The following is a 22,490-nucleotide window of genomic DNA, read 5'->3' on the forward strand; positions in this document are numbered from 1 at the left end:
AGAGTGCAATCATAGTATCGCATTAAGGGTGATGCTGTTTTATAGTTCTGCTCCATTAGTAGCAATTACATTTTTGTACCATTCAAACGAATCTTTTTTAGAACGTTTGAGTGTACCGTTACCATCATCATCTTGATCAACATAGATAAATCCATAACGTTTAGACATTTCAGAAGTCGACATACTTACAAGGTCGATAGGGCCCCAGCTTGTATAACCCATCAATTCTACCCCGTCTGCAATCGCTTCGCGCATTTGCTCGATATGTTTGCGCAAGTATTCGATACGATACGTATCATGGATCGAACCATCTTCTTCTACTTTGTCGAATGCACCCAGACCATTTTCAACGATAAATAATGGTTTTTGGTAACGATCATAGAAGTTGTTCAAAGTTACACGTAGACCGATAGGATCGATCTGCCATCCCCAGTCAGAAGCTTCCAAATAAGGGTTTTTTACACCGCCAAATAAGTTACCAGCCGCTTTGTCACCATCTGCTCCTGTAGTCACAGTGATCGACATATAGTAGCTAAAGGAAATATAATCAACTGTATATTTTTTAAGAATTTCGTCATCGCCAGCTTCTTTTTGAATCACGATATTGTTTTCAGCAAAATAACGGTTCATAAATCTTGGATATTCACCGCGTGCATGAACATCGGTAAAGAATAGATTCATCTGGTTATCATGTTGCGCTTGACGAATATCTGCTGGATTACTGCTGAACGGATATGTTTCCATACGAGCTAACATACAGCCGATTTGAGAACCTGGAATAATTTCGTGACACAATTTAGTAGCGATCGAACTAGCTACAAATTGATGATGGAGCGCCTGATACATCGCTTGTAGTTTGTTTTCTTCGCGATCGATTACAACACCGCCACCTGTAAAAGCACTGATCGTCAATACGTTGATTTCGTTAAACGTTAACCAGTATTTTACTTTGTCTTTGTAACGTGTAAATACTGTCTCTGCATAACGAGCAAAATGATCAACGACTTCACGATTTACCCAGCCGTTATACTTTTCAGTCAGACCGAGTGGAGTCTCATAGTGAGAAAGAGTAACTAAAGGTTCTATATTATATTTACGCAACTCATCGAATACATTGTCATAGAATTGTAGACCTGCTTCGTTCGGTTGCTCATCATAACCATTTGGGAAAATACGTGACCAATGAATCGAAAGGCGGAACACTTTGAAGCCCATTTCTGCAAATAAAGCAATATCTTCTTTGTAACGGTGATAAAAGTCGATCCCGTCACGTTTAGGGAAGCGTGCTTCAAATTCACCACTTAGAATTTGTGCAATACGTTCTGAAGAAACTTCCATTGCATGGTTCGTAATCCCGCGTTCTTCTTTTGGAATATAAGCGATCATATCGGCACTGGAAAGACCTTTACCATCTACATTATATGCGCCTTCAAGCTGGTTTGCCGCGGTTGCTCCGCCCCATAAGAAGTCTTTAGGAAATCCTTGTTGTACATTCGTCATGTTCATTACCTCTTTCGTCATAGAGTATAAAAATATAATTGAGGATCATGATGATTATGCAAAAACATCCTATAAAATAACAAAAACCTAAACAGAAAATGAAAGGAAGTCTCTACGTAAGAGTACCTTTACATGATCCATTTAGGTTTTGCCTGCATGACCAGTCACAATCCTGAGTTATTTATTTATCTTTCTTTATTGTAATACACAAGAATAGCGTTTTCAAGCACCTGCCATAAATCTAACGTGAATCTTAGACGACAGCGGTTAACAGATAATCTTGATTGTTGACTTCAGATTCAGATGTTTTGAGTACATCCAGATAACTAGCGGCATTGGTTACAATCACAGGTGTAGAGAGAACATAACCAGCGGCGCGAATCTGTTCAATATCAAATTTGAGCAACAATTGTCCTTGCTCCACGATATCGCCTTCTTTAACCATTTTCTCAAAAAATTGACCTTTCAAACGAACGGTATTCATACCGACATGAATCAACATTTCAGCTCCATCGTTAGACGTGATACCTATAGCGTGTCCTGTTGGGAAAACAGTCGTCACCGTACCACTCACAGGTGAAGTCAATAGACCTGAAGTAGGTTCAATCGCAATCCCTTTACCCATAGCACCTGAAGAAAAGGCTGGATCTTCTAGCGATTCAAGTGGCATCGTTGTTCCTTGTAATGGACTGATAATGACTTCTTTAGCAATAACAGAAGCAGTCGTCGGAGCAGTAGTTGTTGAACTGCCTGTTGGAGCAGGAGCAACAGCATCTGTAACAACTGTAGCTTCTTCTTTGAATCCAAGAATATAGACCAATAGACCAGCTAGTACAAAAGCAGCTAGAAGTCCAATAACAACTGCACCAAATCCAGTACCAATATACGTAGGCAAAGCAAGCAAACCAGGGAGAGCAAAAGCAATCGCTCTAGAACCACCAGCACCGATAATCGCGCCACCTACAGCACCTGCGATACAAGCATAAATAAACGGTTTTTTCAATTTCAAAGTAATCCCGTAAATCGTCGGTTCAGTAATCCCGAAGATCGCTGCAAGTGTAGAAGAACCCGCCAATGCTTTGGTATCTTTATTTCTTGATTTGAAAAATACACCTAATGTTGCACCGGCTTGAGCCATAACCGCAGCAGTAAGCATTGGCAACATAGGATCAAATCCATTAGCAGCAATATTTCCAAGCATAATCGGAACAAAACCCCAGTGTACGCCGAAAATAACAAACACTTGCCAGAATGCCCCTGCGATACCACCGGCTAGAATAGGGCTCAAATTATAAATCCATGTGAAACCGGATGCTAATCCTTGACTGACTAAATGACCAACAGGGCCAAATACAAGGAATGTTAAAGGAATCACGACTAACAAAGCAACCATCGGTACCAAAATATTTTTGACCGATTCATGAATAAATGAGCTTGCAAAACGTTCTACATACGATTGTACCCATACTGCCAAAATAATCGGAATTACACTGGATGTATAGTTAACCAGTACAATTGGAATATTTAGAAAGCTTAGACTTATACCACTATCTAATGCTGTCAAAATTGTAGGATAGACCAATGCACCTGCAATCGCAATTGATACAAACTGATTCGTTTTGAACTTACGAGCAGAGGTAACCGCCAAGAAGATCGGTAAGAAATAAAATACACTGTCTGATGCTGCATTAAGCACCAAATAAGTACCTGATTTGTCATCTAACCAGTGAAGGGCTAAAAATAAAGCGACTAACCCTTTGAGTACCCCTGCACCTGCTAAAGCTCCAAGCAGAGGAGAGAAGATACTAGAAATAATATCGACTGCTTTACCTAAGATATTGGTATCTTTATCTGTTGTAGTTGGTTGTGCTTCAGTCGATTTTTCTACATCTTGTAAATTGGTTTCAGCCATAATTTTATCGTACACCTGACTGACAGAGTTGCCGATCACGACTTGGAATTGTCCGCTATTTTCAACCACTGTGATAATACCCGGTGTTTTTTCGAGAGTAGCTTTATCTGCTTTACTGGAATCTTTTAATTTGAAGCGTAAACGTGTTGCACAATGGAATACCGAATTGACATTCGATTCTCCGCCGACCAGCTTAATAATTTGTTTGGATGAATCTTGATTGCTCATGATTGATAGCTCCTTTGTAATAAATACATCGATTAGTACAAAATCCTCACGACATGTTGGCCGACATGGGTGAAAGGAAAGCTTTACTGTAGATAAAAGAAACAAAAAGAAATTGCCGGCGCTCTTTGTTTTCTTTTATAAACAAGAAAAACCTAAACTCGTGGTGAAATAGACATGAATATAGCGCGTCTTTTTCACCATCAGTTTAGGTTTTGCCTGCATAACCAGTCACAATCCTAATGGATGGAGTGTATTTAATTATGATTGTTCTTCTTCAATCGTTGTACGTTCGGTTACCCGGTGAATATGAATCGTAAGATAAACATATTCGTCTTTACTCAACGATTGATCATACGTTTTTTCTAAATAGTCATTAATTTTGGTCACACATTCAAATGCTTTGCTATACGCAGTTTTGACTTGATTATAAAGGAATTCTTCACCGCTATAATGAATTTCTTTGCGCAATAATCGCATCGCAAAATATTGCAGATGAGTAACAAAGCGAGAATAGTTGAGTGACGATTCATCCAGTACAATTCCATAATGATAAGTTACGATATTAAGGACATGCTGTACAATTTCAGTCATTTTGATCGTAGCTTGCATTTCATTACCATCCATACGTGCATTCACAATGTGAAGAGTGATAAATCCAGCTTCGTCTTCGCCCAGGGCAATACCAGTGCTGTCTTTAATCATCTGTAGCGCATCTTGACCAACACTGTATTCTTTTTTGTAAAAGCGTTGAATTTCAAATAGTAATGCGTTTTTGATATGAAGCTGTTTTTCGTGACGTTCTAATGCAAAATGAATATGGTCTGTAAGGGTCAAATAAATATTATCACTTAGCGTTGTACCTAGAACTGCATTAGCATGATTCACAATTTGATTGACCAGCTCTAAGTGGGAGACAGGGATCTCATTCAGCAACTCGGTTAATTTGGCTGTGAATTCGTTCTCATTTAACATAAAGATTTTATCTATTTTGCTATCATCTACCGAATCCCCAATGACTTTATTAAAAGAAATACCTCGACCCATAACAATAATTTCTTTACCTTTTTGATTTTTGGTCAGTAGTACATTATTATTTAATATTTTCTCTATAATCATCATCTTCCACCTACAATTCTAAAATGAACAGGGCTTATTTTATAGGAAATACAAAGCAATACATGTATATAAATATAAAAAATGCCCGAAATCATTCCAATACCATTTTTCTACAAAATGATATTACAATAATCTCAGGCATTGCCCGCTTAACCGGTCACAATCCTTTAACTAACTTTATTGTAGTATATAATAAAAGCGATTACAAGAGCGATTTGCAGATTTTTTCTAATGTTGATACTTTATTCGTCAAATTATACGATGATTGTCGTAATTTGTCTTATGTAAAAAAGATAAAGAAGTGTTATAATTAACATATTAACTATCTAAGGATAGTCAGAGGGGGTGAATACCTTGTTTGAAATGCATGATTGGATTCCGTATTTATTTTCGATTGGTCTATTAATTACAGTCAGTTACGGATATATAGCTCATCTCTATTGCGGGATTACTGAATTTTGGATTAGTAGCCGGCAAGTTCGTGGACATTATGCTCTACCTTTACTTATTTTCAAAACGATACATCGTACACCTATTACACTGGCGCGAATCATACGCCGTAAAGAAGCTCCTGATGAAGATGCAGGAGATTGCCTATCCTCGTTGAGCCATAAGCAACAACATCAACGAGGAGGAAAAACATGCAATTATTCAAGGGATTCACACTTACGGGCACACAAGGTCGTATTTACGGTTTAATAGTAGGATTAATGATGATGGTATTATTAGCAGGATGCGGTACCTCATCTGTACAAGAAGTCAATTCGTCTACACCTGGATTTTTTACTCATTATGTTGTCTTTCCATTAACCTATAGTATGCAACATATCGCAACTTGGTTCGGTGGAAGTTATGGACTGGCTATTATTACGTTAACACTGGCAGTACGGTTTGCCTTATTCCCACTAATGATGCGTCAAGCTAAAGGTCAACAAGGCATGAAGCGCAAAATGAGCATTATGCAACCGGAACTCGATCAGCTTAAAAAGAAATATGAAAATAAAACCACTACTGAAGACAAACAAAAGCAACAACAAGAAATGATGGAAATCTACAAAAAGCATAGCTTTAATCCATTAAATATCGGTTGTCTGCCGATCTTGATTCAATTGCCTATTCTATCAGGGATGTATACAGCGATTCGTGCTACACCGGAACTGGCTTCTCATTCGTTTCTTTGGTTCAAATTAGGAGAGCCTAACTGGATTATGGCGATTATTGTAGCATTACTTTATATGCTGCAAGCCAAAGTATCACAATACAATATGACACCTGAGCAACAAAAGCAATTTGCAATCATGGGGTATTTGTCTCCGATTATGATGGCATTCTTCTCATTTAGTGCACCGGCAGCAATGCCTTTATATTGGATGGTTAGTGGATCATTCTTATTAGTACAGACTTTACTGTTCCGCAAAATGTATCCTAATAGTATTCCTGTTCAGACAGCACTTGAAATTGAAGTGGAACCTGAACCGGAAAAACTAGAACCTGTTGCTGTCAGTAACACCAAAGCCAAAAAGCTGGCTCGACAAGCAAATCAAAATAAAAATAAGTCAGCAAAAGCATAACGTTCATATCTACTAGGTAAGATAAGATTTACATCAAAAAGATCATCACTCTTATAAAGAAGAGGATGATCTTTTTGATGTGATCTTGCTATAAGGGTAAAACTTGGAGAGGTTTTACACCAAAATATATATAGATAGAGAGTGGAAGACAAAGGAGAGCTATACGTATGAAGATAGTTAAAATGGTGCTTCAAATTGCTGTTTTATACCTTTTTTACATCATTGGAACAATGATTCAGCAATATTTTCATTTGTTTATACCGGGTAGTGTACTAGGAATGTTGTTATTATTTGCTTTATTGATGTTAAATATTTTTCCTGAAAAGTGGATACAGACTGGAGCCAACACGTTACTATTTTATCTACCATTGTTTTTTATACCAGCAACGGTAGGAGTCATAGAGCACCTCGATTTATTTGCAGGTAAAGGATTATGGTTGATTCTGATTGTAGTCATGAGTACATTGGTTACGATTGGCATTACAGGTTTTGTAGCGCAGTGGTTTATTTCACTTGCTGATCGATCCAAATCTAATGTACAATCGCCGACTACTATACCTGAACACCAACTGATCTATGAAAGTAGAGATCAACACAAATGAATATAGGGATAGCTTTATTCATGATTGTAATGACGTTGGTGTTGTATATCGTAGCTAGTCTGTTATACAAACGGGTACGGATATCGATTCTAATTCCTGTGTTAACGACTACGTTTATGATTGTTGTTATTTTATTGTTAACGAATACTTCATATCACACGTATATGATCGGTGGAGAATGGATCAGCAAATTAATGGGGCCTGCTGTTGTAGCATTAGCTTATCCGCTTTATCGCCAACGACATTTGTTCAAGCAATACGGTCTACCTATTTTGGGAAGTTCATTGATCGGTGTTATTGTAGGAATGCTGAGTGGAGTAGGTATGGCTTTGTTGTTAGGATTCAGTGAACCTTATATTATTTCGGTGATTCCTAAGTCTGTTACAACACCTGTCGCTCTTCAAATTTCCAATAATTTAGGTGGAGAAGCTTCGCTTACTTCTGTATTTGTAATGATTGCCGGGTTTACAGGTGTTATTTTGGGGCTTGGTTGTCTTAAGTTATTTCGCGTTAAAAATGCAATCAGTGTAGGGATAGCGTTGGGGGTATCGTCACATGCACTTGGAACCGCCAAAGCGTTGGAACATGGAGAAATCGCAGTTTCAATGGGATCACTGGCGTTAACGATTAGCGCTATCGTTTCTTCGTTTATCGGCCCATTAATATTAGTGGCTATTTACCATTAAATCTAGTTCGATCATATTATCAGCAAAGACTGTTTACTGTTATTCTCGGTAAACAGTCTTTTTGCTATGTATTGTAGAAAGTATCTCATTATTGGGTAATGCTTAAAGAGATATGTTGAAAAAGATATATTAGCAAACATCACAGTAACGTATACGGATAAGGAGGCAAATTAGAAATGGCTCATAAAGTAGAAACTGTTATTGAACATCGATTTGCTGAAATCAATGGAGTGAAATTGCATTATGTGATCGGTGGAGAAGGACCTACGGTTATATTACTGCATGGATTCCCGGACTTCTGGTATACATGGAAAGAACAGATTCCGATGTTGATTGAAGCTGGTTATCGTGTAGTGGCTCCTGATCTACGAGGATATAATCTGTCTTCCAAACCAGAAGGTATAGATTATTATAGTATCGATACCTTATGTGCGGATGTCAATGGATTAATAGAGCACTTAGGCGAAGAACACGTCTATTTAACAGGGCATGATTGGGGTGGAAATATTTCATGGTATTTTACAATGATGTATCCACATCGTGTTCGCCGATTAGCGATACTTAATATGCTCCATCCTGAACGTTTGCAGACAGGATTGCGTACATTACCGCAACTGCGTAGAAGCTGGTATATGTTCTTTTTCCAGATTCCCAAGTTACCGGAAAAAGCGTTAGCAAGAGATAACAACCATATGATTCGTACTATTTTCAAAAAAGAACCGAAAGAGCCGTTTTCCGATCAAGAAGTGCAAGTGTATCTCAAAGCTTTTGAGCAAAAGGAAACGCTCAGTGCGGCGATCAATTATTATCGTGCGATGTTCCGCCGTTCCACCGAAACCAAAAAAGCACAGATGCGCAAAATTGAGCAACCTGTACTTATTTTATTTGGTGATCTTGATCCGCATTTATCCAAAGACCTTGCTGATCCACTACCAGAATGGGTACCCAATACAGAGATTCATCATTATGATGATGCGACACACTGGATACAGCATGATAAGCCAGTAGAAGTAGGGCAACAGTTGATAGCATTTTTTAAATAATAGTTATTTTGTAATGATCGACTTCTTATAATGTCTGTCCATTATCGACAGTCACTAGCTGACCAGTCATCGATTCTTGTTGCAAAATAGCACAGATTAACGAAGCGATATCAGCAGGAGTCGATATTCGCTCTAACAATGAATGTGTTGTTAAACGGTTCATTTTCTCTTCATTTCCAGTCCACCAACGTGTATCTACTGCTCCTGGAATAATACAATTGACACGTATATGCGGAGAAAGTGCTCTTGCTAACGATTTGGTTAATGTATGCACAGCACCTTTGGAGACAGCATAGGGTAGTGAAGAACCGTAGCCTGTACTGCCTGCAATACTGCCTAGATTGATAATAGATCCTTGATGTGCTTGTTTCATCCAAGGGGCTACAGCTTGAGCGCAATAAAACATTCCTTTGACATTAGTATTATATAGCTCATCCCAGATATCATCAGTGATCTGTTCCAAATCAGCAAAAGGCAGTTGTCTGGTTATACTAGCATTATTCACTAAGCCATCGATTCTACCATACTTATTGATGACTTCTGTAATCATGTTTTGTACTTGATGCTGCCTAGATACATCAGCTTGAATTGTGATAGCTTGTCCGCCATTTTGTATAATTTGTAGAGCAGTCTCTTCTGCTTCTAACTGTGAACGGGAGTAATTGATGACTACTTTTACTCCTTGTTCAGCAAGTTGTAAGCAAGTTGCCTGTCCTATTCCTGTACCTCCACCTGTAACGATGACGACTTTGTTTATCCATTCCATGTTTAGTGCTCCTTTAGCTTCATAGTCGTTGGTTGTTTCTATTTGTAGTGTAAAAGAAGATAAAGGGTCTGTATAATAGTTAGAAATGATATTGGATATTAAAAATAATGATATCCAAATGAGCTGTTATCTACATATAAGAAAACGAGTAAAGAAAGGTCGCGGTGAATGTGGAAAGTAGTGATTTGCGTATTTTTCGAATAGTGGCTCAAGAGCAGTCTATTTCCAAAGCAGCACTGAAAATGGGATATGTACAGTCAAATGTTACATTACGTATTCAGAAGTTGGAAAAAGAACTGGGTCAATCTCTATTTGATCGCAGTAATAAAGGCATAACGATTACAGAAGCAGGGCGACAATTGTGGAATTATGCAGATCAGATTGTCGATTTATTAGATGAAGCTACCCGCATTTTGAAAGTAAAGTTACCATCATATCAATTACAATTAGGAGCTACACCGACTGTAGCCGCTTCTAGATTACCTCAGTGGTTACTTGCTTATTACGATGAAAATAGGGATGTAGACGTATCGATTCAAACGCATGGACAGATTGAATTAATGAATCAAGTTGTCAATCAAAAGTTGGATGGCGCTTTTATTAGTAGTCAATACCATCATCAAGATATTCAGTCTGTATTTGAATACACTGAACAATTAGTGATTTTATCTGCTGATCATATTCATACTGAATCAGAACTACTCCAACAACGATTAATCGTTAATACGTTTCCTGATTGCCCGTATCGAAGATATCTAGAAGAGTGGTATCACAGCAAAAGTAAAAGTCATTCCCTTCAACAATTACCTCGTGTAATAGAAGTAGATACAGTAGAAGCTATTATTCGTGGAGTCACTACAGGACTAGGCATATCCTTATTACCTGAACGTATCGTTCGGTCTTATTCACAGCTTCATAGCCATACATTGCCAATACCGTTACAACAAGCGCGTATTCAATTTGTGGTTGCGAAGCAGAATCCACCATCTACAATATTGTCTGCATTTATTAATCTGCTAATTAATAGTGAACATTAATAGATAATTTGGGTACAAGATACTCTGTTGATTTTAAGAACTTGCAGATTAGGTGTGGTTAAACTATAATATATGAATAAGTGCTCATATGTTATTTTTAATTATTATTATACTTATTGAAAAGAATAGAGGTGCAGGTCAATGAGTAATAAAAGTCATACCCATGATGAACATACTGCATGCAATCATACTCATGAAGATCATCAACATTCTAAAGGGAAAAAGCACAGTCATTCACACAGTCATGGACATTCTCATGGACACGGACATTCACACTCCCATGGACATGGAGCTAACAAAAATGCGTTGAAATTATCTTTTTTCCTGATTGCCAGTTATATGATTGTCGAAGTGATCGGTGGATTAATGACCAACAGTCTAGCTTTGTTATCTGATGCAGGGCATATGCTAAGTGATGCGGCGGCTCTTGGACTCAGTTATTTAGCGATGACATGGGGACAGAAACAAGCCAGTAAATCCAAAACGTTTGGTTACAAACGATTTGAAGTGTTAGCTGCTTTTATTAACGGTCTAGCTTTGTCAGTGATCTCTATTTATATTTTCTGGGAAGCTTTTCAGCGGTTTGCTAATCCTCCCGGTGTTATGAGTGCAGGGATGTTGACGATTGCTGTGATTGGATTGCTTGTTAATATTGCGGCGGCATTTATATTAATGAAAGGCGATACGTCAGAGAATCTGAATATTCGTAGTGCTTTTCTACATGTATTAGGTGATCTGTTAGGTTCAGTCGGTGCTATTGTAGCTGCACTATTGATTATGTTTTTTGGTTGGAATCTAGCCGATCCGATTGCAAGTGTGATTGTAGCTGTACTGGTTGTTCTGAGTGCTTACCGTGTAACCCGCGATTCGATCCATATCCTTATGGAAGGTACACCTGTGAGTATCAATACAGATGAGTTAGAACAGTCTTTGCTTCGTATAGATCATGTTGTAGAAGTACATGATCTGCATGTATGGGCGTTATCTTCAGATATTATACTATTAAGCTGTCATATCGTTACTGAAGATCAAGCTTATCATGGTGCCGTTATGGAGCAAGCACAGAAATTAATTAAAGAGGACTATGATATCAAGCATATTACGATTCAAATGGATACACCGGGTATTCCATGTAATATTGCGCATCAATAGCAGATGAAAATAAAAAGGGATCTACACTGTCATGGTGTAGATCCCTTTTTATATAGTGACGATCATAAGCTATAAAGTAAGACAAAATATCAAAACTTCTATCTTAATCGTACTACATTAGCTTGTGCATACATCGAATTTCTTTTATTTATGGGTTAGATGTTCATGAGTCTGTAAAAAGATTTCTTCGACATGATAGTCATCTAACGAATAAAAAACGGTTTTGCCGACTTTGCGTCGCTTTACAATACGCATATTACGTAAATAACGCAGTTGATGCGAGATTGCAGATTGAGTCATATCTAATACACTGCATAGATCATGTACACATAGCTCTTTTTGCGACAGAGCATAGATTAATCTAATGCGTGTTGGATCTCCTAATGCTTTGAACAATTCAGCCATATCGGTAGCAGTTGTACCGTCTATAAGCTCATTTTTTATCTGTGCAAGCATCTGTTGTGAAGCTTCACTGCTATGGTTACACTCGTCTATGATAGCATCCGACTCCAATATGCTCACCTTCCTAACACGAATTAATAGAAGTTACATCATTACACAAATAAATGCGGTAGTGCGACAAAATATCTACATACAGTATACCAAAGATCGTTGAGATTACGAATAGCATAATATTTATGATTTTAATTATAGATTTTCTACATCATAAAAGTTATTTGATAGCGTAATAGAAGAGTGATATTTTTACTTATTTAAAAGGGTTTAAAAGTACTCAAAAGTAAGTAAAAACAAGAAGAGCCTCCGAAGTTAGATGAAGGGTTTCTGATTTTGAAACAGTTTTTTGTAAAATAATTGATGACAATATATTTACTATTGTCATCTTTTTTACGTTCAGACTGTCGCCTTGAAAACTGCCGAAAATCACGAAATATACACATTTTGAGCGAAAAACAAGCAAAAAAGTTTGTTGTAAAGTTTGACAAGACATATCCTTATGCCTTAAAGTGGTCAATAGTTACAAAATATTAATATTTGCCGAGTTTCAAATTTGAATTCCAAATTGATTTACTCTACAGGCATCGAAGGGAGAATTTTTTTAGTGAAGAAAGTCGTATTATCGCTACTTGGAGCTGCAATCATTTTCTCAGCTCAGCCAACAAATACTTTTGCTAGCACATCTAATCTTGATCAAGCCGTTAGCGGTGTAATGGGAACGCCTTACGTTTGGGGAGGTACAACTACCAACGGGTTCGATTGTTCCGGTTTTACACGTTACGTTTTTAATAAATTCAACATAGACTTACCGCGCACAGCTAATGTGCAAGCGAAAATGGGTACATACGTGTCAAAAAGTAATTTGAGTGCTGGTGATCTTGTTTTTTTCAATACAAGTGGACGTGGAATATCTCATGTAGGAGTTATGGTAGATAGCAGAAATTTTGCGCATGCTTCAACCAGTCATGGTGTAACGATTAGCAGTTTATCTGAAGCTTATTTCCAAAATCGTTATGTGACTGCAAGACATGTAGTGAGTCAATGGGCATATCAAAGCATGATGGAAGAAAAATAAAAAAAGATCACGATGATGATCGCAATCCTTTTTAACTCCATATTTATTCATCTTATACGTTATGAATATTCCAAATCCCTTGGTTGATATAAGGGATTTTTATTTTGCCTAATTTTAGATTCTCCAGCTTCCTTGCAGTCTACGAATCAATACAATCTGACCTGCATGATAAGCATCATGAGGAAGCCAACGCGCAATAGCTTGTCCCCACGTCTGGTCACCAGTAGGACGCATCTCTTGTAGCTTTACTTCATCCCATTTGGCAAGTTCTAACTCAATCGCTCTGGCAAGGCGTCTGGTCTCTTGAAGAGCTTGTTGCCATTGTTCTTCATTGTCTGCATTATCAGTATATTCAAAAGTCTGATTGTTATTTTCAGCACGAGGGCCAGGGTCAATATGTTGCATATGACAGAGCAATTCGTGATTATAGTAATTAATATGGTGAACTAATTGCCAGATGCTATTACCGCCACCCGGTGGAATCCATGCGGCTTGTTCACTTGTAAGACCTTCTAACGCTACAGATAAAGGTACAATCCAATCTTCATGATCCCAAATATCTTTTTTCTGCAAAAGAAGTATGTCTAACATGTTCGTATTTGTCATAAGATCCTCCTGAGTACCAGTAGATGTAACTGGCTAATGATATACTAAAGCGTTACAATACATATACCACAAAACGAAATATTGTAACCATCTTTTTATAATAAAGATCGTTACAAGTGATAAAAACATCAAGAAGATTGCAAAAGGAGTACAGATGAATGGATACATTATGGACAGACTTTATCAATAGTGATTGGCATGATTTTCGGGACAGTGGCAAGCACGAAGACCGCTTGGTACTAACTTCATGGCAACACCGTTTTCTAAAAGATTGGAAATTAACAGCATCTGTTCCAGCCACAGAAATCGAACTACAGCGATTACAATCATTGCGAAAATTACTGCATAATTATGCAATAACATTTGTGAACGGTTCGTCAGCAGATCAGATTGACTGGGATGAATTAAATAAAATTATGGCACAAGTCCCTGTGATTAAGCAGTGGAATCATCATGAGGGAAGCAGACAATTAGTATATTTACCATTAACTCAAGATTGGACTAGCGTAATGGCTAGTATTGTTTCTGATTTTGTTTATACAGTGCTAGATCAAGATATTCATCGTATTCGTATCTGCGATAATCCAGATTGTCGCTGGGTATTTTATGATGATACACGTAGTCGTACCAAGCGTTACTGTGAAGATAAAACGTGTGGAAATTTGATGAAAGTTAGACGGTTCCGGGCTAAAAAAGGTTTGCAACATCCCCAATAAACTCATAATTTTAGATTGAAATCATAATAATATTTGACAAAGGCAATGATTACATACATTATAGATATTATATATCTGTAATAGACTTATAAAATGAAAAGAGGGATACAATGACAAACGAAATTTTAAATGATTTATTTCATCCGTTAGTATGGGAAGAAGCATGGGCAAATGATTCGTTTACGGCAGTAAAGCAAATGAGAGCAGCAGGTATAGATCCTGCTCATTCCTTTGATACAAAAGCAGTCAAATTCAACAAAGAGGTATTTTCAGCAGAAGGTCAACAAAGAACTAAACGAATTTTAAATTGGATTCAAGGACAAGGGGTTCCATTTGAAAATGCTTCTATTCTCGATATTGGAGCAGCTTCTGGTGGATTTTCGATTCCTTTTGCACAGCGCGGTGGAAACGTAACATCGGTTGAACCTTGTGTTCCTTTACAAGAGTTATTACAAGAAAATGCAAATAATATGGCTTCAGGTAAAGTCACTATTGTGCCAGAAGAATTTCAAGATATTGATGTTGAAGCCAAAGGGTGGAAGCAAGCTTTTGATCTGGTATTCGTCTCGATGTGTCCGGTAATCTATGATTGGGCAAGTGTGGAGAAGGTACTAAGTTGTGCTAGCCAGTTCTGTTATATTAGTTCAACAGCAGGCCCACGTGAAAATAGCCTAGTGAATGAAGTGCTACCGCTTGTAAGTACAGATAACCAACCTATCCAACATCAGAGTTCAGATATGGGTTATTTACTTCATTTATTGTATCTCAAAGGGTATGCATATGAGTCGATTGTTACGCATGAAATGAAAACAGTCGAAATGTCCAAACAAAATGCATTACAACATGTGATGATGATACTTCAGTTACATCAGACAAATATACGTACAGATGCCAAGCAAGTGATCTCTGATTATTTAGATCGGCAATATCCTTCGGGTATGGTATCTATTCAAGAAGGTGGACGATTTGGCAAAGTATTAATACGACTGCAAGATCAAAGTATGTATACAATGGAAGTGTCAGCAAGCACAACTGCTTAATAACACCTTAACAAGAATGATCCTTCATGGGTAGAGGGATCATTCTTTTTGGTTGAAAAGTATCTGTTGGACAGGTCACTATCCGGTCGAATTGCTATTCAAACTAATAATAGGTTTTTGACTCTTTTTACAAAAAGGTGCTCGGCTTCAGATACAGTGTTATTACGCGAAGTGACAGACCATAGATAAGAAGGTTCTTCTACTGATATTTCAAAAGGGATTGTTACAATGCCCCGATTCTGAGACATTGTATAACCGCGAAATGAGTAGTCCGTACCGATTGTTACTGCTATATCTTCTTTCACTGCTTTGAGAATAGCTTCTACATTATTACTTTGAAATAAAATATCCGGTTTATCTAATGTGTTAACAAAAGCGATGATATAAGGATCGTTATATAGTACAAACGGATAGTTTTGCAAATCTTGCAAAGTGACCGATGTCTGATTGGCGAGAGGGCAATGTACACTAACACCCAAAACCATATTATCTTTCATCAACGGTTCAAATATGAGATCAGGTGTAGCAGGCAAATGATTTTCTTTTAAAAGAAAAAAGCCGATATCGCTACGTTCATTCTTTACATCATCGATCACAGCATCGGTACTGTTTTCTTTAATTTCGATGCGGCTATTTGGAAATTCTTTTTTGAGTTCGGTAATGACATCAATTAATAGTGAAATCGGCCCTGGAATCGTAGAAATGCGTAATTTGGCATTATTCATTTCCCGATAACTTTGTGCTTCTGATTTGAGTTCTTCGATTTGTTGGAGAATCCGATTGGCTTTGGCTATAATGCTTTGTCCTTCAGGAGTGACTATAGTTCCTGCACGAGAACGGGTAAATATTCGTATTCCAATCTCTTGTTCAAATAAAGAGATAGCTCGACTGACTCCGGTTACTGTAATATGACAATTTTCAGCGGCTTTAGTTAATGATCCGCATTTGGCTACTTCAATAATATATTCCATTTGCTCTATATTCATAGGTGTCCTCTTTCTATCTGAATCAATATAGTGGATCATTATCAATACGTAATAGTAAAAATCATTATCTCTTAGTGAACTAAAAGGTTACATAAGTCTACTTCTGGTACATATAGTGTACTACAAGTATATGTTATATTGAGACTACATAGCTATTCTTTTCATAATTCGCTTGAATCTAGATGTGCATACAAGCGAATTATTCTAACCAACCTATGCGTACACAGGTTGGTTTATTTACGAGTTCATTCCATTTTACGACTACAATCTACAGGAGGAGTTTTACATGAAATTTAAAAAATACGTTGTTTATAGTGTGATTGCATTAGCTATTTTGCTTTGCTTTTATGCGGTATTGGCATGGGGAAAACAAGGTCATTTATTGAATGCAGAAGCATCAACTTCTATACCGACTGCTTACGTTGAATCAGATATAATCAATGCTAGCTTCAAAGTCGCCGGTAGAGTCGATCAATTGCTTGTCAAAGAAGGACAGCAAGTGAAAAAAGGGCAGATTATTGCTCGTCTGGAGAGCAAAGAATTACAAAATAAAGTAGCGCAAGCTCAAGCGGCGGTCGAGACTGCAAACGCTAATGTAGCACAAGCCCAAGCGGGTGTTGAACAAGCGCAAGCAGGAGTAACTCAAGCGCAAGCAGGCAAAGTACAAGCTAGTGCAAGCGTGACAGAAGCCCAGGCGGCAGTAAATGCTGCGCAGGTGAAAAAAAGTCAAAGCGAAATGACAGTCGATGTTACAGCGAATACCGCTTCTAGCAAAATCCAAGAAGCTCAAGCTGCTGCCAAAGCGGCTAAATCCAAATGGGAAGCACTTCAAAGTGGAGCCAGACCTGAAGAGATTCAACAAGCCAAAGTGAATATGCAAATAGCAAAAGAAGCACTTGCAACAGTAAATAAAAGTCTCAAACGGGTACAGCAATTGCATACCAACGGGTTAGCGACCGAAGCCGCACTCGATCAAGCTACTATTGAACAAAAACAGGCACAGGCGAAATACGATGCAGCAGTTCAACAACTACAATTAGTACAAAAAGGAAGTCGTCCACAAGAAATTGCTGCGGCACAAGCCCAATATGAACAAGCATTAGCAAGTATTAAAGAAGCGGAAGCCGAACAAGGGCAAGTGTCTTTGCAACAAGAAGGAGTTAAAGCGGCAACAGCAGGTATTGATCAAGCACAGGGAGCTGTAGCCCAAGCTCAAGGTGCTGTTGCTCAAGCTCAAGGAGCGATCGAACAAGCAACAGCTACACTCACACAAGCCAAATCCAAAGTTAAAGCAGCCCGTTCGCAAGTGAGTCAAGCGAAAGCTGCTTTACAAGAAGCACAAACGTATTTTAGCTATACGGTACTACGTGCTTCTGTTGATGGAATCATACAGTCTAAGTCTTTAAATGTAGGTGAGATGGCGAGTGCAGGCTTCCCTGTCTACGCACTAGAGACTACGAGCCAGCGCTGGGCGAAATTTTATGTAACAGAAACAGATCTGAATGGACTCCGAGTCGGTGATCCTGTTCAAGTGACTTTACTTTCTGACAATACGGTTGTGAAAGGAAAAGTAAGTGTAATTGATGCCGCCGCTGACTTTGCTATTCAAAAGCCGAGTCAAACTTCTGGCGATACAGATATCCGTTCCTTCGGAGTCAAAGTAGCATTGCTGAACCTACCCGCTACAGTACCGACAGGTTCAACGGTTATTTTCCATGGTAAAGGGGTTCAGTAATATGGAACGACTTACGATAGGGAAAGTATTCCGCGAAGAACTGGGCTTAATGCTAAAAGACAAAAAGCTAATTATTATTTTGTTGATTACACCGATTCTGTATTCTGTCTTATTTGGATTTTTGTATTCACATGAACGAATCACAGAAATTCCGATCGTTGTTTATGATGGCGACAATTCGCAATTGAGCCGGCAAATTATTCAAGCATTCGATGCTACCGATACATTTGCTGTTACCAAGCAAAGCTGGAATCAAGACGATATTGTTCAACAAGTAGAAGAGGGGCAATTTAAAGTAGGATTGATTATACCTAATGACTTTTCAGCTTCACTCAAGCATGGTGAAAATGTTCCGATCCTGACAGTGATTGATGGTAGTAATCTTATGTACTCCAACAGTGCTAGCCGGATTGCAAATCAGGTCATTAGTAGTGTTAGTGCAGGTGCATCGATGAAAGCATTGGAGCAAAAAGGAATGAATAGCGATCAAGCGAATTCTGTTTTTAGCACGATTCCGTTTCGCTCACGCGTCTTATACAATCCGGTGTATAATTACAAATTATTTATGCCGATTGGTGTGATCTCAACAGCGCTTCAGCAATGTTTATTGCTCGGCATTGCTTTGTCTTGTACAAGGGATAAAGAACTTGGAACATGGAGTCGGTTTTATCAGTGGCGACATACGCCATGGAGACTGGCGATTGCGAAGCTGACGCCTTATTTTCTAGCAGGAATGGTTAATGTGATTACAGTGTTTAGCATAGCGGCTTTTGCATTTCATATTCCTTTCAAAGGACAGTTATTTCCGTTTCTTCTGATTGCGATTGCTTTTAATCTGGCATTATGTGGATTAGGATTTTTGTTCAGTCTGTTCTCACGTACCAAAGTAGATGCTACCCAGACATTGATGCTGATTGCTGTGCCTTCTTTTATGTTGTCGGGGTATACATGGCCATTAGAAGCAATGCCTGCATTTTTGCAAATGGTTGCCAAAGCGTTACCACTAACGTATTATCTGGATGCAGTGCGGGCGATTACGTTAAAAGGGCAAGGGATATCTGCGATTGTGCACGATCTACTAGCACTTAGCCTTATCGGATTGATTAGCTTATTGATTGCACTTATTGCTTATCCGTTAGCATTCAAGAAGTCTGAATTACAAGAACAGGAAAAAGTTATCCAAGTAGAGCAGACAGCCTTAGATTCAAAATATTAATAATATTTGTACCATAGATGCAGACATGGTAAAATAAGAAAAATTCAATATACCAAACGCGAAGCACGCGCCATCCTTAACAGGGTAGCTCGTGCTTTTTTTGCTTTGGAAATACAAAGGAGAGTAATAATATGTTAGAAGAGCAGCAAAAACTTGTATTAGTGGTAAATCTGTAGTATATTATAACTATCTTAATATTAAGATAATTAACTTTATGTTTATTATTAAGAGAATTAGATACTTCCAATAGACATCCAATTTCGCTAATAAGGTGTGTTTGTGTATAATAGGAACAGGGAAGTGAAAGGAGAGAGTACAAATGATAGTAAGTTTGAATCGTATAAATGAATTGGCTAAAAAGCAACGTGAAGAAGGTCTGACTGCTGAAGAGAAAGCGGAACAGCAAGTCTTGCGTAAAGAATATTTAAGTGAAATCCGTGGACAGGTACTGAGTACTTTCTCAGGTTTGACTGTTGTGGATGAATTAGGAAATGATGTTACACCCGATAAAATTCGTATGGAAAAAGAACAAGGTAAACGTCAATAGTATAGGATTGGCTTTATGCATTATCAATATTCTAATAGTTAACAAAAGAACCTGCTCACTTTTAATAGTGGCAGGTTTTTTCTGTATCTATTCTTTGTATATATGCCTTTTATAAATAAGCTCCAAACAATTGGCGTGCTCGATCCCAATTGACTCCTAATTCGCCTTGCCATGCTGCCCAGGGCATCTCCATATCGGAACGACCTTTAGTATTATTGAGATTGACCTCAGGATCTACAATATCTTCAAATGAAGTCCATGTTAATGGGTCAAGGGATATCTGCAAATTAGGCAGAATCCCTGCAATCGCTAATGTTTGTAAAATATCGCGCCGGGAACCTGCATTTCCTTTGATTAATTTGGCAGCAGTAAGACGCTTCTCATATGAACCAGGAGTGTCATCTTTATGAGCTTGATCCAAATGATGCAGTAGATTGCGAAAAACACTGATATCTTCTTCTGTAGGAGAAATAGCAGGTAACGTAAGCCTTTCTTGTAGATCAGTATAAACACCGATTACCGAATGATACAATCTACCTGTATACAATGAGTTACGGATAGAAGCAATATTATTCCAATGTCCATGATTCGCTGTTGCATTTGAAGTTGAAAATCCACACACACCACATGCAATCAGGCGACGTGCTGGTTGATAATCATGCTCAGGTACGGTTTTTGCAAAAAGTGTACTATGTAAAGTTGTCATTCCGCGAGGATAACTGCCACCAACAGCAGCTATAAATTCAGCGCTAGCCCGTTCGAGCGATAACTGTTCATCTTGTCCCCAGACTCTAATCGATTGGATAAGCGTATTATGATCGATCAATATAATATCGTTGATCTTCCAATGATCTTGTTGTAATCGTTCATGTTCATCAGTTGTTAATGCTTCTTCATGATATATAGTTACCTGACGTGTAGCATCATACTCACCATTTTGATAATGATATAACTTTTGAAGAATTTTAAGTTTTTGTTTGTACAATTTGATATTATTCGTAGTCATCATAGGATCCTTTCTAGGTAAAATGGTCTGTATCTTACATCTACTATAGCTATTCTACAGGATGACTTCAATCCAAAAAAAGCGATCTTCTATATGCAGAAGATCGTCTTTTTGGATAATATAAGTACCTGTATTACACTTTATAGAAAACAGTAAGTATTTATCAATTACACTTGATCTTTAGATTTATAAGGCTGGTCTTTTTGCTTGATAGAAGCATAGACAATAACACCCAGACCTGCAACAGCAAGAGAAGATAAAATAGGGTGTTTGCTTTCTTTTACATACACAGGAATATCTTCTTTAGGATGTTGAGCTGCATAGATAATATTTTCAGCCACAGAACCTGCCGGGTAGACCATAACTTTATGTTTTTTCATTGTTTCGTTATATGGAGTTACGGCTTTACCCGGATGAAGAAGTGTAATCGATACAGGAGCTTTATCTTTAGCAATTTCTGCTCGTAGATTATCTGTCCATTCTTTCACTGAAAAATTAGAAGCGGAAGAAGGAACAGGAATCACTGTACCACGATCACTCCATACAGCACTCATATTGATCAATGCGCCAGGAACGCCGCGTTCTTTGAAATGATTGATCGCAATTTTTGAGCTATAAATGATTCCGCGATAATTCATATTGAACATACGCTTGATATCATCTTGAGTCGCTTCTGTAGATTCACCCAGTAACGATACATCAGAGCTATTTACCCAAGTATCGAACCGTCCAAATGTACGAATAGCGGCATCGGCAATCTTATGAACATCTTCTTCTCTTCCAATATCTGCGGGAACCCATGTTGCTGGATATCCTTTGGCACGAAGTTCTGTAGCTAATTGGAGGAGCGCATCTTCATTTTTAGAAGTAAGTAGAACTTTTGCACCTTTAGCTGCTGCCATTTTAGCTGTAGCAATACCAACTTTGCTTGAAGCACCTGTAATAACGATAACTTGATCTTTTAATTTTTTAAGTGAAATAGACATAACGATGGTTCCTCCTTGAAATAGTCTCATTACCATTTTACCCTATCAACCGTATAGGCAATCATTTTGTTAGGAATGAATCATTTATTATAGAAGCTAAATACATACTAATACTATTTAATACTACACCAAATTTATAAAAATTAGAAATCTAGCGAGTCTATAAGGTTTTTGGTGGCTCAATTAAGTATCAACGCTTACAATAGAAATAAATGACAAAGGAGGTTCTTTAATGGAAGAATTTCATTGTATGAATCATCCAGATCGTGCAGCAGTTCATCAATGCAGTCGGTGTGGTAAGCCATTATGTGATGAGTGTTATAACCCTGAGATGCAGACCTGTCGTATGTATTGCAATAGTCTTTCTACCACAACGACTACAGCACCTCAACCTAAAAATACATTCTGGCAAATTGTTGTTGCTTTACTAGCGATTGTAGGAGCATTGGCTTTATTGTTAGCAGCAATCTGTGGAGCGATGATTTATTCTTACTAAAGGAGTGCTTGA

General features: G+C 37.9%; 22 protein-coding genes and 1 pseudogene. 14 read left to right on the forward strand and 9 right to left on the reverse strand.

The annotated features are described in order from the left end of the window. Positions 1-39 precede the first annotated feature (39 nt). From ACFSGI_RS09680 to licT, 3 genes are all read right to left on the reverse strand, one after another. A complete protein-coding gene (locus tag ACFSGI_RS09680) occupies positions 40-1,500 on the reverse strand; it encodes a glycoside hydrolase family 1 protein (RefSeq protein ID WP_204823925.1) in 1,461 nt (486 codons plus the stop codon). Between the two features lie 253 nt (positions 1,501-1,753). Next, complete coding sequence (locus ACFSGI_RS09685) at positions 1,754-3,640, reverse strand: beta-glucoside-specific PTS transporter subunit IIABC (RefSeq protein WP_204823926.1); 1,887 nt, start codon at positions 3,638-3,640, stop codon at positions 1,754-1,756. Positions 3,641-3,898: 258 nt separating this feature from the next. Then, positions 3,899-4,756 (reverse strand): BglG family transcription antiterminator LicT, encoded by an 858-nt coding sequence (gene licT, locus ACFSGI_RS09690; protein ID WP_204823927.1) that lies wholly within the window; start codon positions 4,754-4,756, stop codon positions 3,899-3,901. Between the two features lie 354 nt (positions 4,757-5,110). On the opposite strand from licT, the gene ACFSGI_RS09695 reads away from it, so the two are divergent. From ACFSGI_RS09695 to ACFSGI_RS09715, 5 genes and pseudogenes are all read left to right on the forward strand, one after another. Further along, a complete protein-coding gene (locus tag ACFSGI_RS09695; RefSeq protein WP_379283068.1) occupies positions 5,111-5,455 on the forward strand; it encodes a hypothetical protein in 345 nt (114 codons plus the stop codon). Next, positions 5,398-6,327, forward strand: a complete 930-nt coding sequence (gene yidC, locus ACFSGI_RS09700) for a membrane protein insertase YidC (protein ID WP_204823928.1) — start codon at positions 5,398-5,400, stop codon at positions 6,325-6,327. Before ACFSGI_RS09695 ends, yidC begins: the two co-directional genes overlap by 58 nt. Positions 6,328-6,494: 167 nt before the next feature. Beyond that, positions 6,495-6,929: a CidA/LrgA family protein gene (locus ACFSGI_RS09705; protein ID WP_204823929.1), complete on the forward strand. Its 435-nt coding sequence runs from the start codon at positions 6,495-6,497 to the stop codon at positions 6,927-6,929. Continuing rightward, a pseudogene (locus ACFSGI_RS09710) lies at positions 6,926-7,667 on the forward strand (LrgB family protein). The gene ACFSGI_RS09705 and the pseudogene ACFSGI_RS09710 overlap by 4 nt, the downstream one beginning before the upstream one ends. Positions 7,668-7,791: 124 nt before the next feature. Then, entirely contained in the window at positions 7,792-8,658 is an 867-nt protein-coding gene (locus ACFSGI_RS09715) for an alpha/beta fold hydrolase (RefSeq protein WP_204823931.1), read from the forward strand. A 25-nt stretch (positions 8,659-8,683) separates the two neighbouring features. Here ACFSGI_RS09715 and ACFSGI_RS09720 read toward each other — a convergent pair whose 3' ends face one another. Beyond that, positions 8,684-9,424, reverse strand: a complete 741-nt coding sequence (locus tag ACFSGI_RS09720) for an SDR family NAD(P)-dependent oxidoreductase (RefSeq protein WP_204823932.1) — start codon at positions 9,422-9,424, stop codon at positions 8,684-8,686. A gap of 164 nt (positions 9,425-9,588) precedes the next feature. Between ACFSGI_RS09720 and ACFSGI_RS09725 the strand changes: the two genes are divergently transcribed. Further along, the gene (locus ACFSGI_RS09725) at positions 9,589-10,461 is read left to right on the forward strand and encodes a LysR family transcriptional regulator (RefSeq protein ID WP_379283072.1); all 873 of its coding nucleotides are present in this window, start codon (positions 9,589-9,591) and stop codon (positions 10,459-10,461) included. A gap of 141 nt (positions 10,462-10,602) precedes the next feature. Next, positions 10,603-11,613, forward strand: a complete 1,011-nt coding sequence (locus ACFSGI_RS09730; RefSeq protein ID WP_204823934.1) for a cation diffusion facilitator family transporter — start codon at positions 10,603-10,605, stop codon at positions 11,611-11,613. Between the two features lie 144 nt (positions 11,614-11,757). Here ACFSGI_RS09730 and ACFSGI_RS09735 read toward each other — a convergent pair whose 3' ends face one another. After that, positions 11,758-12,069 carry an ArsR/SmtB family transcription factor gene (locus ACFSGI_RS09735; protein ID WP_204824974.1) on the reverse strand — a complete coding sequence of 104 codons (312 nt, stop codon included), beginning with the start codon at positions 12,067-12,069 and terminating at the stop codon, positions 11,758-11,760. Between the two features lie 604 nt (positions 12,070-12,673). On the opposite strand from ACFSGI_RS09735, the gene ACFSGI_RS09740 reads away from it, so the two are divergent. Then, positions 12,674-13,144, forward strand: a complete 471-nt coding sequence (locus tag ACFSGI_RS09740; RefSeq protein WP_204823935.1) for a C40 family peptidase — start codon at positions 12,674-12,676, stop codon at positions 13,142-13,144. A 114-nt stretch (positions 13,145-13,258) separates the two neighbouring features. Here the strand turns inward: ACFSGI_RS09740 and ACFSGI_RS09745 are convergent, their stop codons facing one another. Further along, positions 13,259-13,750, reverse strand: a complete 492-nt coding sequence (locus tag ACFSGI_RS09745; protein WP_204823936.1) for a DinB family protein — start codon at positions 13,748-13,750, stop codon at positions 13,259-13,261. Between the two features lie 158 nt (positions 13,751-13,908). Between ACFSGI_RS09745 and ACFSGI_RS09750 the strand changes: the two genes are divergently transcribed. Both ACFSGI_RS09750 and ACFSGI_RS09755 read left to right on the forward strand, forming a co-directional pair. After that, positions 13,909-14,466, forward strand: coding sequence for a CGNR zinc finger domain-containing protein (locus ACFSGI_RS09750; RefSeq protein WP_204823937.1), 558 nt, complete (start codon positions 13,909-13,911; stop codon positions 14,464-14,466). A 110-nt stretch (positions 14,467-14,576) separates the two neighbouring features. Then, on the forward strand, positions 14,577-15,506 hold the full coding sequence (locus ACFSGI_RS09755) for a class I SAM-dependent methyltransferase (protein WP_379283076.1): 930 nt from the start codon (positions 14,577-14,579) through the stop codon (positions 15,504-15,506). 98 nt (positions 15,507-15,604) lie between these two features. Here ACFSGI_RS09755 and ACFSGI_RS09760 read toward each other — a convergent pair whose 3' ends face one another. Continuing rightward, positions 15,605-16,492, reverse strand: a complete 888-nt coding sequence (locus ACFSGI_RS09760) for a LysR family transcriptional regulator (protein ID WP_204823938.1) — start codon at positions 16,490-16,492, stop codon at positions 15,605-15,607. A gap of 286 nt (positions 16,493-16,778) precedes the next feature. On the opposite strand from ACFSGI_RS09760, the gene ACFSGI_RS09765 reads away from it, so the two are divergent. From ACFSGI_RS09765 to ACFSGI_RS09775, 3 genes are all read left to right on the forward strand, one after another. Then, on the forward strand, positions 16,779-18,227 hold the full coding sequence (locus tag ACFSGI_RS09765; protein WP_204823939.1) for an HlyD family secretion protein: 1,449 nt from the start codon (positions 16,779-16,781) through the stop codon (positions 18,225-18,227). A 1-nt stretch (position 18,228) separates the two neighbouring features. Continuing rightward, a complete protein-coding gene (locus tag ACFSGI_RS09770) occupies positions 18,229-19,443 on the forward strand; it encodes an ABC transporter permease (protein ID WP_204823940.1) in 1,215 nt (404 codons plus the stop codon). A 319-nt stretch (positions 19,444-19,762) separates the two neighbouring features. Continuing rightward, positions 19,763-19,990, forward strand: a complete 228-nt coding sequence (locus ACFSGI_RS09775; protein ID WP_204823941.1) for a DUF896 domain-containing protein — start codon at positions 19,763-19,765, stop codon at positions 19,988-19,990. A 109-nt stretch (positions 19,991-20,099) separates the two neighbouring features. Here the strand turns inward: ACFSGI_RS09775 and ACFSGI_RS09780 are convergent, their stop codons facing one another. Both ACFSGI_RS09780 and ACFSGI_RS09785 read right to left on the reverse strand, forming a co-directional pair. Beyond that, positions 20,100-20,999 carry a hypothetical protein gene (locus tag ACFSGI_RS09780; RefSeq protein ID WP_379283080.1) on the reverse strand — a complete coding sequence of 300 codons (900 nt, stop codon included), beginning with the start codon at positions 20,997-20,999 and terminating at the stop codon, positions 20,100-20,102. A gap of 164 nt (positions 21,000-21,163) precedes the next feature. Then, positions 21,164-21,982: an SDR family NAD(P)-dependent oxidoreductase gene (locus ACFSGI_RS09785; protein WP_379283082.1), complete on the reverse strand. Its 819-nt coding sequence runs from the start codon at positions 21,980-21,982 to the stop codon at positions 21,164-21,166. 232 nt (positions 21,983-22,214) lie between these two features. Here ACFSGI_RS09785 and ACFSGI_RS09790 point away from each other — a divergent pair, with 232 nt between their 5' ends. Beyond that, positions 22,215-22,478, forward strand: coding sequence for a hypothetical protein (locus ACFSGI_RS09790; RefSeq protein ID WP_204823944.1), 264 nt, complete (start codon positions 22,215-22,217; stop codon positions 22,476-22,478). Positions 22,479-22,490 lie beyond the last annotated feature (12 nt).

Source organism: Paenibacillus nicotianae, assembly GCF_042681745.1.
Lineage (GTDB): Bacteria > Bacillota > Bacilli > Paenibacillales > Paenibacillaceae > Saccharibacillus > Saccharibacillus nicotianae.

What these genes read in the sequence shown, in the direction of transcription:
- ACFSGI_RS09755 (WP_379283076.1), top strand. Translation starts at nt 14,577, where the DNA reads ATGACAAACGAAATTTTAAATGATTTATTTCATCCGTTAGTATGGGAA.
- ACFSGI_RS09790 (WP_204823944.1), top strand. Translation starts at nt 22,215, where the DNA reads ATGGAAGAATTTCATTGTATGAATCATCCAGATCGTGCAGCAGTTCAT.
- yidC (WP_204823928.1), top strand. Translation starts at nt 5,398, where the DNA reads ATGCAATTATTCAAGGGATTCACACTTACGGGCACACAAGGTCGTATT.
- ACFSGI_RS09780 (WP_379283080.1), bottom strand. Translation starts at nt 20,999, where the DNA reads ATGATGACTACGAATAATATCAAATTGTACAAACAAAAACTTAAAATT.
- ACFSGI_RS09715 (WP_204823931.1), top strand. Translation starts at nt 7,792, where the DNA reads ATGGCTCATAAAGTAGAAACTGTTATTGAACATCGATTTGCTGAAATC.
- ACFSGI_RS09720 (WP_204823932.1), bottom strand. Translation starts at nt 9,424, where the DNA reads ATGGAATGGATAAACAAAGTCGTCATCGTTACAGGTGGAGGTACAGGA.
- licT (WP_204823927.1), bottom strand. Translation starts at nt 4,756, where the DNA reads ATGATTATAGAGAAAATATTAAATAATAATGTACTACTGACCAAAAAT.
- ACFSGI_RS09775 (WP_204823941.1), top strand. Translation starts at nt 19,763, where the DNA reads ATGATAGTAAGTTTGAATCGTATAAATGAATTGGCTAAAAAGCAACGT.
- ACFSGI_RS09705 (WP_204823929.1), top strand. Translation starts at nt 6,495, where the DNA reads ATGAAGATAGTTAAAATGGTGCTTCAAATTGCTGTTTTATACCTTTTT.
- ACFSGI_RS09765 (WP_204823939.1), top strand. Translation starts at nt 16,779, where the DNA reads ATGAAATTTAAAAAATACGTTGTTTATAGTGTGATTGCATTAGCTATT.
- ACFSGI_RS09770 (WP_204823940.1), top strand. Translation starts at nt 18,229, where the DNA reads ATGGAACGACTTACGATAGGGAAAGTATTCCGCGAAGAACTGGGCTTA.
- ACFSGI_RS09760 (WP_204823938.1), bottom strand. Translation starts at nt 16,492, where the DNA reads ATGAATATAGAGCAAATGGAATATATTATTGAAGTAGCCAAATGCGGA.
- ACFSGI_RS09680 (WP_204823925.1), bottom strand. Translation starts at nt 1,500, where the DNA reads ATGACGAATGTACAACAAGGATTTCCTAAAGACTTCTTATGGGGCGGA.
- ACFSGI_RS09730 (WP_204823934.1), top strand. Translation starts at nt 10,603, where the DNA reads ATGAGTAATAAAAGTCATACCCATGATGAACATACTGCATGCAATCAT.
- ACFSGI_RS09750 (WP_204823937.1), top strand. Translation starts at nt 13,909, where the DNA reads ATGGATACATTATGGACAGACTTTATCAATAGTGATTGGCATGATTTT.
- ACFSGI_RS09785 (WP_379283082.1), bottom strand. Translation starts at nt 21,982, where the DNA reads ATGTCTATTTCACTTAAAAAATTAAAAGATCAAGTTATCGTTATTACA.
- ACFSGI_RS09745 (WP_204823936.1), bottom strand. Translation starts at nt 13,750, where the DNA reads ATGACAAATACGAACATGTTAGACATACTTCTTTTGCAGAAAAAAGAT.
- ACFSGI_RS09735 (WP_204824974.1), bottom strand. Translation starts at nt 12,069, where the DNA reads ATGCTTGCACAGATAAAAAATGAGCTTATAGACGGTACAACTGCTACC.
- ACFSGI_RS09685 (WP_204823926.1), bottom strand. Translation starts at nt 3,640, where the DNA reads ATGAGCAATCAAGATTCATCCAAACAAATTATTAAGCTGGTCGGCGGA.